Annotated in this window: 10 protein-coding genes and 1 tRNA gene; 2 read left to right on the top strand and 9 right to left on the bottom strand. The window is 65.3% G+C overall.

The genetic code is table 11. The features are described from left to right. Nucleotides 1–100: 100 nt before the first annotated feature. From CHB69_RS02455 to CHB69_RS02440, 4 genes are all read right to left on the bottom strand, one after another. The gene (locus CHB69_RS02455) at nucleotides 101–712 is read right to left on the bottom strand and encodes an EF-hand domain-containing protein (protein ID WP_170935403.1); all 612 of its coding nucleotides are present in this window, start codon (nucleotides 710–712) and stop codon (nucleotides 101–103) included. Between the two features lie 171 nt (nucleotides 713–883). After that, nucleotides 884–2,092: a hypothetical protein gene (locus CHB69_RS02450; protein ID WP_089214358.1), complete on the bottom strand. Its 1,209-nt coding sequence runs from the start codon at nucleotides 2,090–2,092 to the stop codon at nucleotides 884–886. Nucleotides 2,093–2,223: 131 nt separating this feature from the next. After that, nucleotides 2,224–3,144 (bottom strand): HAD family hydrolase, encoded by a 921-nt coding sequence (locus CHB69_RS02445; RefSeq protein ID WP_089214767.1) that lies wholly within the window; start codon nucleotides 3,142–3,144, stop codon nucleotides 2,224–2,226. 126 nt (nucleotides 3,145–3,270) lie between these two features. Beyond that, a tRNA-Gly gene (locus tag CHB69_RS02440) sits at nucleotides 3,271–3,344 on the bottom strand. Nucleotides 3,345–3,444: 100 nt separating this feature from the next. Between CHB69_RS02440 and dinB the strand changes: the two genes are divergently transcribed. Then, nucleotides 3,445–4,566: a DNA polymerase IV gene (dinB, locus tag CHB69_RS02435; RefSeq protein ID WP_281252635.1), complete on the top strand. Its 1,122-nt coding sequence runs from the start codon at nucleotides 3,445–3,447 to the stop codon at nucleotides 4,564–4,566. 241 nt (nucleotides 4,567–4,807) lie between these two features. On the opposite strand, the gene CHB69_RS02430 is transcribed toward dinB, so the two are convergent. The 5 genes from CHB69_RS02430 to CHB69_RS02410 form a co-directional block, all read right to left on the bottom strand. Then, the gene (locus CHB69_RS02430) at nucleotides 4,808–6,406 is read right to left on the bottom strand and encodes a peptide chain release factor 3 (RefSeq protein WP_089214357.1); all 1,599 of its coding nucleotides are present in this window, start codon (nucleotides 6,404–6,406) and stop codon (nucleotides 4,808–4,810) included. A gap of 49 nt (nucleotides 6,407–6,455) precedes the next feature. Beyond that, a complete protein-coding gene (locus CHB69_RS02425; protein ID WP_089214356.1) occupies nucleotides 6,456–7,139 on the bottom strand; it encodes a Crp/Fnr family transcriptional regulator in 684 nt (227 codons plus the stop codon). Nucleotides 7,140–7,163: 24 nt separating this feature from the next. Beyond that, complete coding sequence (locus tag CHB69_RS02420; protein ID WP_089214355.1) at nucleotides 7,164–8,798, bottom strand: CTP synthase; 1,635 nt, start codon at nucleotides 8,796–8,798, stop codon at nucleotides 7,164–7,166. Between the two features lie 108 nt (nucleotides 8,799–8,906). Beyond that, a complete protein-coding gene (gene secG / locus CHB69_RS02415; protein ID WP_089214354.1) occupies nucleotides 8,907–9,329 on the bottom strand; it encodes a preprotein translocase subunit SecG in 423 nt (140 codons plus the stop codon). A 111-nt stretch (nucleotides 9,330–9,440) separates the two neighbouring features. Beyond that, complete coding sequence (locus tag CHB69_RS02410; protein WP_089214353.1) at nucleotides 9,441–9,947, bottom strand: DUF3237 domain-containing protein; 507 nt, start codon at nucleotides 9,945–9,947, stop codon at nucleotides 9,441–9,443. A 126-nt stretch (nucleotides 9,948–10,073) separates the two neighbouring features. Between CHB69_RS02410 and CHB69_RS02405 the strand changes: the two genes are divergently transcribed. Beyond that, a complete protein-coding gene (locus CHB69_RS02405) occupies nucleotides 10,074–12,311 on the top strand; it encodes a TonB-dependent receptor (RefSeq protein WP_089214352.1) in 2,238 nt (745 codons plus the stop codon). Nucleotides 12,312–12,327: the final 16 nt, after the last annotated feature.

Here is a 12,327-nt window from a genome sequence, read left to right as displayed (position 1 = left end):
CGGGGGCCGATGGGCGAGACCGTGCTGACAGGCCGCGGCGGCAAAGGCAATGCCAGGGAGGAGGGGGAGAAGCCTGCCCGTGCCGCCGCCTGCCTGCCGATCAGTTGGCGTCGGGCGCTGCGGCGCGCTTCGCCTTCCACTGGGCGCGCATCGCGTCGCGCGCCGCCCGGCGTTCCTCGGCGGTCACCTGACCATCCTTGTTCGTGTCCGCGGCGTCGAACCGCGCGAGCGCCGCGGTCTGGAACTCGGCCTGACTGATCGCCTTGTCGCCGTCGGTATCGGCCTTCATCATCATGTCACGGCCACCGCTCATCCCGTGATGTCCGCCGCGCATGCCATGATGGCCGCGCATGCCGCGTTCGCCGTCGGCGGCCGCCATGCGCTTGCCGCGCCAGCCGTCGCGCTTCGCCTCGCGGTCGGCGGCCCGCTGGTCCCATTCGGCCTTGCTGATGCTGCCGTCCTTGTCGGCGTCGAGCCGCTCGAACATCTTTGCATGCATTTCGGCACGCTTGGCCTCGCGGTCGCTCTGGTCGAGCTTGCCGTCGCCATTGGCGTCCATCTTTGCGAACTTCTCGGTTGCATGCGCCTGTGCCTCGGCGCGGGTCAGCACGCCGTTGCCGTCGGCATCGCCCATCTTGCCGCCCTGGGCGGCAAGCACAGGCACGGCGATCAACGCGGCGCCCAGGGTCAGAAAGCTGATCTTCTTTTTCACGTCACGAACTCCTTGTCGCGAGACTCCCGAAATCCATATCGGGGTTCCGATGAAGGCGTTCTAGGGGGTGTTTGTCCCACGCCCTTGCCGCGCTGGCGAAAATTTGTCGCAAATTGTCGCAAAAGAAGCTCGCCGTTCATGCCGGCGAAAGCGTCTTGCGAAGGTTCCGCGTCAGAAGAGCAGCCCCTTGAGTTCGCCGAGGACGACGCCGAGCGGCAGCGACAGGAACATCGCGGGGACGAAGGGCAGCAAAGCCGCGCCGAGCAGCATCAGCACGCTGCGCAAATCGACGGGCAGGAAGCGCATCGCATAGACGTTCGAAACGGTGCCATAGAGGTCGGCGGCGGCCGAGAAATCGGGTTCGTCGAGGATGTCGGCACCGGTCTTGCGGGCGGGCGCGAACCATCGGTTCTCGAACTGGCGTCCGAGTTCGCACGCGAGCGCCCCATAGGCCATCGTGCCATTGCGCCAGCACCGCATCAGCGGCGCGGAAAAGACAGTTAGCGGGCCGATGAACAGCAGCAGCGACAGCGCCACGGTGCCGCCGATCAACAGTCCGTTCGTATATTGCGTCGTTTCGCCCGCCGCATAGACCTGCGCGAAACGTCCGGCCGAGACCGCGCCGAGCGCCATGGCGAGCACCGCAAAAGCCCGCACCGACTGGGTCAGAAAGCCGAGCCCCGCCGCCTGATCGGGATGTGCCGCGTTCAGCCGCAGGTCGAGCCCGGCAACGATCCGCAGGAAGTGCGTCCAGAGCGCGATGCGCCAGATCCAGCCGAGGAACAGCACGACGAGCAGCGGCATCGCGACGAGCAGGTTCCACCAGCCGGCGAGCGACAGCCCCGCGCCGCCCGCGCCGCGCTGCCACGCCGACTGCATGAACAGCGACGCGTCGCCCAGATAGAGCGCGCCCACGGCGGCATAGGCGATCAGGATCGTCGCACCTTCGGCCCAGAGCGAATCGATCCGCGCGCGGATCGCCGCGAGTGCCGAGACGAACCGCGTCTCCGCCTCCTCGTCGAGCAGGCCCGAATGCAGGAAGTGGACCGCGATCAGTCCCAGCCGGCTCGCGCAGACCGAATAGCCCAGTACCAGCAGCGGCGCGGCGATCGCCAGCCGGGCGTGCGCCCCGAAATCATGTGCGAAGCTCTCCGCAGCCGTCCGCACGCCCGGGGCAAGCATGGTCAACAGGGCGAGCGGGACCCATCCCAGCATCAGCACGAGCAATAGCCGGCTGCCGCCGGTGCGGCATATCGGCACCGGCAAAGCAACGAGCGCCGTCAGGCGCCGGGGCGGACCGCCTGCGAAAAGCCCGTGATAGTCGGCCAAGGCCGACCATCGGTCGGGATCTGGCGTGCCGGCGGGCTGCGTATCGCTCATGAGCACCGGCTTACGCTCCGCCGGGCGAGCGGCAATCGGGCCTAATGCTGAGATGCCCTGCGCAGATGGCGATGATCGCGGGCGGGAAATTGCCGAGGCCAGATGGAACGCGCCACCGACCGGCACGCGCCTTACCCGGCAAACACGCGATCCCAGTCGCCCTTCATGCTCACGAGCGTGATTCCATAGTCGCCCGCCTTCTCCAGCGCTTCCGACAGCGGGCTTATCACATAATCGCGATCATATTCGAATTCGCGCGTCGCATCGTCGTGGTGGAGCAGCAGCGCAAGGCTCGCCCCTTCCCCCGACAGCGCATAGCGCATCATCGCAAGGTCGCCGTCGGAATTGCCGAAGACGAGGATGGGCCGCCGCCCGATATGGAGCGCGATATTGACGGGCTTGACCTCACGGTCGTCGAAGCTGGCGAGTGCCGCTTCCTTGACGATCACGCCCTTGTCGCCACGCATTTCGAAATGAAGCCGCTCGCTCGACCCGACCACCTGCTCGGGCGGAATGCCGTAAACATTTTCGGCAAAGCCACGGATCAGGTCGATGCCGCCGCCCGACACGATAAAGCATTTGAAGCCGTTCGCGCGCAGATAGTCGAGCAGTTCGAGCTGGGGCACATAGACCAGATCGACGAAGCGGCGCCCGAGCTTGGGATTGGTCGCGCGGCCCAGCCATTCGCGCGCAATGGCCGCAAACTCGTCGACCGTCGTTCCGCCATGCACAGCCGCGACCACTTCGAGCAGCCCGCGCTTTCCCAATTGCTTGATCGCGGGCAGGTCGCGCTCGACATAAGGTTTGAAGGGCACCCGACCGGCGAGTTCGGGCTCGCGCTTTACGAGCGCATCGAGCCGCTCGCTTGCGAAATAGAATTGCGGCAGAAAGGGCCGCTCGCACCACAGCGTCCCGTCATTGTCGAAGGCCGCGATGCGCTGCGGAGCGGGAACGAAGTCCGCGCCGCCCGGATCGGTCACGCGGGCCACGAAGTCGAGAATCGCCGATTTCACCTTGCCGGCGCGCCACGACGGCAGCGGATCTTTTGCCATGAACAAATGCCTCTTCCCTGCGCCGAGGCACCGGCCACCGGCACCCTTGCAACGAGGATAGCAACGCGCGGCGAGGCGCCCATCGGGGAAATCCCCGACATCGAAGCGCATTTGGAAGAAAGAGCCTGGAGCGGGTAGCGGGAATCGAACCCGCCTAGCTAGCTTGGAAGGCTAGAGCATTACCACTATGCTATACCCGCGTTTCCAAGGCTGGCGGCGATTGCCATTTTGGCGCGCCAGCGTCAAGCGGAACGCGCGGGCGCGATTGAGAACATCGTGGCAACATGCTATTTCGCGCGCGTGACGGACGATGGATCAGGCGATGGAGTCGCGGCGGACGCACCGGTCCGCAAGATCATCCATGTCGATATGGACGCCTTTTACGCATCGGTCGAGCAGCGCGACGACCGCAGCTTGCGCGGTCGTCCGGTCGCGGTCGGGGGCTCGTCGCGGCGCGGCGTCGTTGCCGCGGCCTCCTATGAGGCGCGCAAGTTCGGCGTGCGGTCGGCGATGCCGAGCATTACCGCGAAGCGCCAGTGCCCCGAGCTTATTTTCGTGCCGCCACGTTTCGAGGTCTATCGCGACATCTCGCATCAGATCCGCGCGATCTTCCGCGATTATGCCGACGAGGTCGAACCGCTGTCGCTCGACGAGGCCTATCTCGACGTCACGCGCGACAAGGCGGCGCTCGGCAGCGCGACCGCGGCGGCGAAGGCGATCCGCCGCCGCATTCTCGCCGAAACCGGCCTCACCGCCTCGGCGGGCGTGTCCTACAACAAGTTCATTGCCAAGCTCGCGTCGGACCAGAACAAGCCCGACGGGCTGACAATCATCCCGCCGGGCAAGGGCGCCGCCTTTGTCCAGACGCTGTCGATCCGCCGCTTCCACGGCATCGGCCCGGTAACCGCGGCGAAGATGGAGGGGCTCGGCATCTATTCGGGTGCCGATCTCGCCGCGAAGGACATGGGCTGGCTCACGGCGCATTTCGGAAACAGCGCCGAATGGCTCCACAATCTTGCGCGCGGGATCGACCATCGACGGGTCAGGTCGAACCGGCCGCTCAAATCGCTCGGCGGCGAACGGACCTTCTTCAACGACCTCGTCACCGATACCGAAATCCGCGAGGCGCTCGCGCATGTCTGCACCGTCGTTTGGGACCGCGCCGCGAAAAGGCACGCGCGCGGGAGGACGGTGACGCTCAAGCTGCGCTACGCCGATTTCAAGACGATCACGCGCGCGAAATCGGTGCCGTTCGCGATCAAGGACGGCGCGGGCCTGCTTGCGGCCGGCGAAGCGATCCTCGCGCCGCTGCTCCCCGTCGAACAGGGTATCAGGCTGCTGGGGGTGACGCTGAGCAGGTTCGAGGGCGAAGAGGATGAGGGAGAAGCGGCGGAGCGGGCCGATCTGTTGAGTTTGATTTGATTCGCACAAAGCCACGAAGCCACAAAGACTCGCAAAAATCCGTTCGCCCTGAGCTTGTCGAAGCCTGTCCTGAGCGCCTGCCTTGGCAGGCAGTCGAAGGGGGCCGCTCTTTCTCTGACGCCACAAGAAGGACGGTGCTTCGACAAGCTCAACACGAACGACAAAGAGGGAATCTTTGTGGCTTCGTGGCTTTGTGCGAGTTCCGATCAACCGGCCATCTTGGCGAAAGCCGGGATGGCGATCAATCAACCGCCGCGAACCGCCGCTCCTTGGTCGCGGTGAAGCGAATGGCGGGGTGGCGCTGGGTCACATAGCCGACTTCCCACGCATCCTTCGCCATGAACACCGGCGCGCCATCGCGGTCGGTCGCGGCCGCACCGCGGTGGTCGGCCTGAAACGCCTTCAGCGCCACCGGATCGTCGCTCGCGATCCAGCGCGCGGTATCCCACGGGCTCGCCTCGAGCTTGGCCTCTACCTTATATTCGGCCTCGAGCCGACTGATGAGCACGTCCAGCTGGAGCTGGCCGACGACACCCACGATCATATTGGCGCCTATTTCGGGATAGAAGACCTGGATGATCCCCTCCTCGGCCATGTCGTCGAGCGCCTTCCTCAGTTGCTTGGTCTTGGTCGGATCGACGAGCGCGACGCGGCGCAGGATTTCGGGCGCGAAGTTCGGCAGGCCGGTGATCGTGACGTCGCTGCGCTCGGACAGCGTGTCGCCGACGCGCAAGGTGCCGTGGTTCGGAATGCCGATGATGTCGCCGGGCCATGCTTCCTCGGCCATGTCGCGGTCCTGCGCGAGGAAGAGCATCGGGCGGCTGATCGCGATCGCCTTCCCCGTCCCGCCCTGCGTCAGCCGCATCCCGCGCTCGAACTTGCCCGAGCACAGCCGCATGAAGGCGATGCGGTCGCGGTGCGCGGGGTTCATGTTCGCCTGCACCTTGAAAACGAAGCCGGTCACGGCGGCGTCGTCCGGGTCGACCGGCGCCGGCTCGGCCGGCTGCGGCTGCGGACCCGGCGCGTGCGCCGCGAGCGCGTTCAGCAGATCCTCGACCCCGAATTCCTTGAGCGCCGAGCCGAAATAGACGGGCGTCAGGTCGCCGTTCCGATAGGCCGCGACGTCGAAGGGCGCATAGCAGGCCGACGCGAGTTCGGTTTCCTCCTTGAGATGCGCGAGCGCGCCGGGCGACAGCTTCGCGGCGAGCGCCGGATCGTCGAGCCCCGCCACCGGCAGCCGCTCGCCCGCATACATGCGCGACGCATCGGCCTTGTCGGGCAGCATCAGCGCCGGATCGACGAGATCGTAAATCCCCTCGAACGTCCCACCCATGCCTGCCGGCCAGTTCATCGGACAGACGTCGAGCGCAAGCCGGTCGGCAACCTCGTCGAGCAGTTCGAACGGCGGCAGGCCTTCGCGGTCGACCTTGTTGACGAAGGTGAGGATCGGCACCGAGCGCAGGCGGCACACCTCGAACAGCTTCAGCGTCTGCGGCTCGATACCCTTCGCGGCGTCGATCACCATCACCGCGCTGTCGACCGCGGTGAGCGTGCGATAGGTATCCTCGCTGAAATCCTCGTGCCCCGGCGTGTCGAGCAGGTTGAAGACCAGCCCGGCGTGCTCGAAGGTCATCACGGAGGATGTGACCGAGATGCCGCGCTGCTGCTCGATCTTCATCCAGTCGGAGCGCGCGCGCCGCGCGGCCCCGCGCGCCTTCACCTCGCCCGCCATGTGGATCGCGCCGCCCGCGACGAGCAGCTTCTCGGTCAAGGTCGTCTTGCCCGCGTCGGGGTGAGAGATGATGGCGAAGGTGCGGCGGTCTGGGTGCGTGCTGGACATGGCGCGGGCGCCTAGCAGCTGCCGGACGACGTGGGAAGGGTCTGCCCCCTCACCCCTCGCTTTCGCTGATATCCTCGAGCATGTCGGGGTCCAGCACACGCACGCGGCCCTGTTCGAGCGCGATCACCCCCGATTCCTCCCACGCCCGCAGCTGGCGGTTGATATGTTCGCGGCTCATGCCTGCAAAATTGCCGAGTTCGGTCTGGCTGAGCTCGACGCGCTGCGCGGTTTCGACGTCCTTGCGCAGCAGGCGCTTCAGATAGCGCGCGAGCCGCGGGCCCGAGGCATAGGCACGGTCGCTTTCGATCGTCTGGTCGGCGGTGCGCAGCCGCCGCGCGAGCTGGCCCATCAGCGACCAGGCGAATTCGGGATGGCTCGCCGCGAAATCGCGCATCGCGTTGCGCCCGAGCTGGAGCGCGCTCCCCGCGCTCGTCGCGATCACCGACGCGGTGCGCTCGCCGCCGTCGAGCAGCGCGATCTCGCCGAGCACCGCGCCCGGCTCGGCATAGGCGAGCACGATTTCGCGCCCGTTCGCGGTCAGCATCGACACGCGCGCGCTGCCTTCGGTCAGGATGAGCAGGCTGTCGCCGGGTTCGCCCTGGACGAGCAATTCCTTGCCGCGCTTGAAGCTGATCTGCACCGCGCGGGCGGCGATGTCGTCCCAATCGGCGGGGCCGAGCCCGGAAAAGATGCTGTCGGGGTCCTGAAGCGCGGCGAGTTTCGCGAAATCCATGTCCCCACAGCCCCTTTTTTCCGGCTATACCAGCCGGCTCTGCTTCACCGCCGCCTCGACGAACCCCTTGAACAGCGGATGCGGATCGAACGGCTTCGACTTCAGTTCGGGATGGAACTGCACCCCGATGAACCAGGGATGGTCGGGCCGCTCGACGATTTCGGGCAACATGCCATCGGGCGACAGGCCTGAAAAGGCCAGGCCGCCTTTTTCCAGCCGGTCGCGATAGGCGCCGTTGACCTCGTAGCGGTGCCGGTGACGCTCGCTGATGTCGTTCGCCCCATAGATGCTCGCGACATGGCTGTTCGGCGACAGCTTCGCTTCATAGGCGCCGAGGCGCATCGTACCGCCGAGATCGGTATCGGCGCCGCGCTTTTGCAGTCCCTCGTCGCTCATCCATTCGGTGATCAGGCCGACGACCGGCTCGTCGGTCGGGCCGAATTCGGTGCTCGACGCGTCGGCGATGCCGCTCGTGTTGCGCGCCGCCTCGATGCACGCCATCTGCATGCCGAGGCAGATGCCGAGGAAGGGCACACCGCGTTCGCGCGCGAATTTGACGCTCGCGATCTTGCCTTCGGACCCGCGCTCGCCGAAGCCGCCGGGGACCAGGATGCCGTGCATCGGTTCGAGCTTGGCGACAAGATCCTCCTCGCCCTTTTCGAACATCTCGGCGTCGAGCCAGCGGATGTTGACCTTGACCCGGTTCGCCATGCCGCCGTGAACGAGCGCTTCGTTGAGGCTCTTGTAGGCGTCGGGCAGCGAGACATATTTGCCGACGACTCCGATCGTCACCTCGCCCTCGGGATGCCGCTTGCGGTCCATGATGTCGTACCAGCGCGTCAGGTCGGGATCGGGCGCATCGTGAATGCCGAAGGCGCGCAGCACCTCGCTGTCCAGCCCCTCGCCATGATATTGCACCGGCACCGAATAGATCGAATCGGCGTCGAGCGCCGGGATCACCGCTTCCTTGCGCACATTGCAGAATTGCGCGATTTTCGCGCGCTCGCTGTCGGGCAGCGGCTTTTCGCAGCGGCAGAGCAGGATGTCGGGCTGGACGCCCAGCGAGGCGAGTTCGCGCACGCTGTGCTGCGTCGGCTTGGTCTTCAGCTCGCCCGCGGCGGCGATATAGGGGACCAAAGTGACGTGGACCGAGACCGAATTTTCGCGCCCGATCTCGTTCCTCAACTGGCGGATCGCCTCGATGAAGGGCAAGGATTCGATGTCGCCGACCGTCCCGCCGATCTCGCACAGCACGAAATCGAGGTCGTCGGTGTCGGCCTGCGCAAATTCCTTGATCGCGTCGGTGACGTGCGGGATCACCTGCACCGTCGCGCCCAGATAGTCGCCGCGGCGTTCCTTGGTGATGATCTGCTGATAGATGCGGCCCGACGTGACGTTGTCGCTCTGCCGCGCCGCGACACCGGTGAAGCGCTCGTAATGGCCCAGGTCGAGGTCGGTTTCGGCGCCATCGTCGGTCACATAGACCTCGCCGTGCTGATAGGGCGACATCGTCCCCGGATCGACGTTCAGATAGGGATCGAACTTGCGAATGCGCACGCGAAATCCCCGCGCCTGCAACAGGGCCGCGAGGCTTGCCGCCATCAGACCTTTGCCAAGGGAGGAGACCACGCCGCCGGTGATGAAAATGAACCGCGCCATGGGAGGAAAGACTTACTCAATAGGAGGGTGACGGCGCAAGCCGTCGAATCACATGCGGCGAAATATTTTCCGCCGCGCGGGGTGGAGCCGAAGGTGCGAGCCGCCGGCCTATTGCTTTGCGGGAGCGCTCTCTGCCGGCGCCTCAGCGGGCTGGTTCGCCGCCGCTGCTGCGGCGGCGAGCGGATCGTCGCTTGCCGGTGCCTGCGCCGGTGCCGCGCCGGTGAGCGAGCCGCTCGCGCTGCCCGACTGCTGCTGCGCGGTCTTCGACAGCGACGTGTCGATCGTCGAACCGCTGCGCCCGACCGAGGCCATCGCCGCGAGCACGATCGAGAGGCCGACGAACAGCGTCGCGAGGACAGTCGTCGCGCGGGTCATGAAGTCCGCCGCACCGCGCGCCGAAAGCAGGCCCGCCGGGCTGCCGCCGACGCCCAGGCCGCCGCCTTCCGACTTCTGCATCAGGATGACGCCGATCATCGCCGCCGCGATCACGGCCTGGACGACGAGCAGGAAGGTAAAGAGGCTGGACATCATATTTCCCGAAAAGCTGTGCGGCCCCTAAAACGGACCGCGCTCGCGGGGCACATAGAGACGAAGGCGCGCGGCTTCAAGCGCGAAGCGCTTCGGACGTCGCCGGCGCGGACATCAAAGAATTTCGTGGAGGACGTGGCGCACCCCGAAATCGGTGCGTTCGCCGACGCCGACCGCCAGGAGACCGTTGAGCCAGCCATATTCGGCGCTCGCGGTTTCGAAAACGGGGGCGATTCGCAGATAATAGCGCGACGGGTCCGCGTCGGGCCGGCCCGGATCGGCGAAAGTCGCCCGGACGTCGTCGGGGATCACGCTGCGCCCCGTGTAGGAGAGATAGATGAGCTCGCCATCGTCGGTCTGCCACACCGCGCGCGCATCGAAGGTGCCGACCGAAGCCGCGTCGCCGAGCCGTCCGCCGCGTGACCAATTGCCGCCGCCCGGCAGGACCACACCATTGATTCGCGGCCCGAAAAACCGCCCGCCGCTGATATAGCCGAGCCGGTGATCGCCGAAGGGCGATGTGCCGAGCGCCACGATTCCACCGCCGACTTCGAACTCGACCGTGCAAAGATGGCGGCTCGCGAGCGCAGCGGCCGGGCCACCAAATTTTTCATCGTCCATCTTGCGAATCCCCTTCCAATGCTATGGACAGCATAAAACCATTAGTATACTAAGGGTCAATCAGATTGACGGATCGGGACCCGCATCCCGGTAACGCCGACACCATAAGGATAGGGAGGGTTCCAGATGAAGGCTCTGAACAGGATTCTGCTGTCGGGCGCCGCGACGGGCGCGATGCTGATGGCGGCCGCCCCGGCGATGGCGCAGGACGCCGCGGCGGACGCACCGCTCGCGCAGCAAGACAATGCCAACGAGATCATCGTCACCGCGCAAAAGCGCGAGCAGAGCCTGCAGGACGTGCCGATCTCGATGGAAGTGGTCAGCGGGCAAAAGCTCGCCGACTTCAACTCGAACGACATCAAATCGGTGATGAACTACACCCCGAACGTCTTCGTTCAGTCGACCGCGGGCAACGACGTCATCTATATTCGCGGCTTCGGCTCGCCACCGGCCAATTTCGCCTTCGACCAGTCGGTCTCGCTCTATGTCGACGGCGTCTATGCCGGCCGCTCGCGCCAGGCGCAGGCGCCCTTCTTCGACCTTCAGCGCGTCGAGGTACTGCGCGGCCCGCAGGGCGCCTTGTTCGGCAAGAACACCGCCGCGGGCGCCGTCAGCGTCGTATCGGCCGGCCCGACGAGCACGCCCGAAGGCGAGTTCACCGCGCTCTATAATTTCGACCAGAAAGGCGTCGACGTCTCGGGCTATGTTTCGGGACCGATCAGCGAGACGCTGAGCGCGCGTCTCGCGTACAAGATCGTCCAACAGGACGGCTATATCTATAATCGCGCGACCGATCACGACGATCCCGAAATCCGCCAGCAGCTCGCGCGCCTGACGCTCAAATGGGAACCTTCGACCGACTTCGACTATATGGTGAAGGCCGAATATGCGAATAAGGACGTGATCGGCGGCATCACCGTGTCGAGTCCGCTCGACAGCCCGCAGGACCCGCACACCAACCGCTACCTCGAACGCTCGGCGCTCGGCGACGAGGGAACGCAGACCGAGTCGGTCATGCTGTCGGGCACCGGCAATATCGCGCTCGGCGACTATACGCTGACCTCGGTGACCGGCTACAGCTGGTTCAACGCCAACATCGTCAACGGTTTCGACCAGACGATCCCGAACAGCGGCGGTGCGGTAACCAACAATTCGGTTTACAACAGCTTCCCCGAACGCTTCGACCAATTCTCGCAGGAACTGCGCATCCTGTCGCCGACGGGCCGCACCTTCGAGTTCATCGCCGGCGTCTATTACGACCATTCGAACTACAGGCTCGATCAGCTCCAGGGCTTCGACATCGAGGATCTGTTCGGCAGCCCCTATTTCGGCCGCATCGACAGCCGGTTCAAACAAAAGGCCGAAAGCTGGTCGGTGTTCGGCCAGGGCACGCTGAACATCACCGACGCCTTCCGGGCGATCGGCAGCCTGCGTTATACGCACACGAGCAAGGACGGCAGCTTCGCCTCGCACCTCGTCTATGGTCCGTTCGCGATCCGTCCGATTTCGAGCGCCGAGGGTTCGATCAGCGAAGGCAATGTCGATCCCTCGATCACACTGCAATATGACATCGCGCGGCAGGTGATGCTCTATGCGACCTATGGCCGCGGGTCGAAGTCGGGCGGCTTCGTATCGAACACGCTCGGCACCACCGACGCCACCTTCACCTTCGAGCCCGAACGCTCGACCAACTATGAAGCGGGTATCAAGTCGACGCTGGCGGGCGGCGCGGTCGTCGCGAACCTGTCGGTCTACAAGACGCAGTTCAAGGATCTGCAGGTGTCGGTCTATCAGCCCGCCTCGTCGAGCTATCTGACCGGCAATGCAGCAAGCGCGACGTCGAAGGGCATTGAGGGATCGCTCAGCCTTTTCCCCTTCCGCAATTTCGACATCACCGCCTCGGGTGCCTATCAGGATATCAAATATGACGATTATCCGGGCGCGGCCTGCCTTGCGTCGCAGCCCGCGACCTGCACCCCGGCGACCAACAACCTCGCCGGTTACAGCCCTGCCTATACGTCGAAATGGACCGGCAGCGTCACCGCGCACGGCCGCATCGAATTTGCGAACGACCTGAAACTCGACATCACCGGCGTCGCCGCGGGCCGGTCGAAATATTTCGACTCCGACGACCAGAGCCCGATCTACGGCTTGCAGAAGGGCTATGTGAAGCTCGACCTGCGCGTTCAGCTCTCGGATCGGGACGAACGCTGGCATCTCGCGCTCGTCGGCAAGAATCTGACCAACGAACTCACAACGGGAAGCGCCTTCCGCCTGCCCTTCCCGATTACCTCGGTGTCGCGCGCGATCCTCTACCTGGAACCGGCGCGCAACATCTCGGTCGAGGCCGGGTTCAAATTCTGACGATGCCCACTGGTGC

This window comes from Sphingopyxis indica (assembly GCF_900188185.1).
Lineage (GTDB): Bacteria > Pseudomonadota > Alphaproteobacteria > Sphingomonadales > Sphingomonadaceae > Sphingopyxis > Sphingopyxis indica.
Note: the sequence above shows the minus strand (reverse complement) of the source record. Positions and strands in the feature narration are given on the sequence as shown.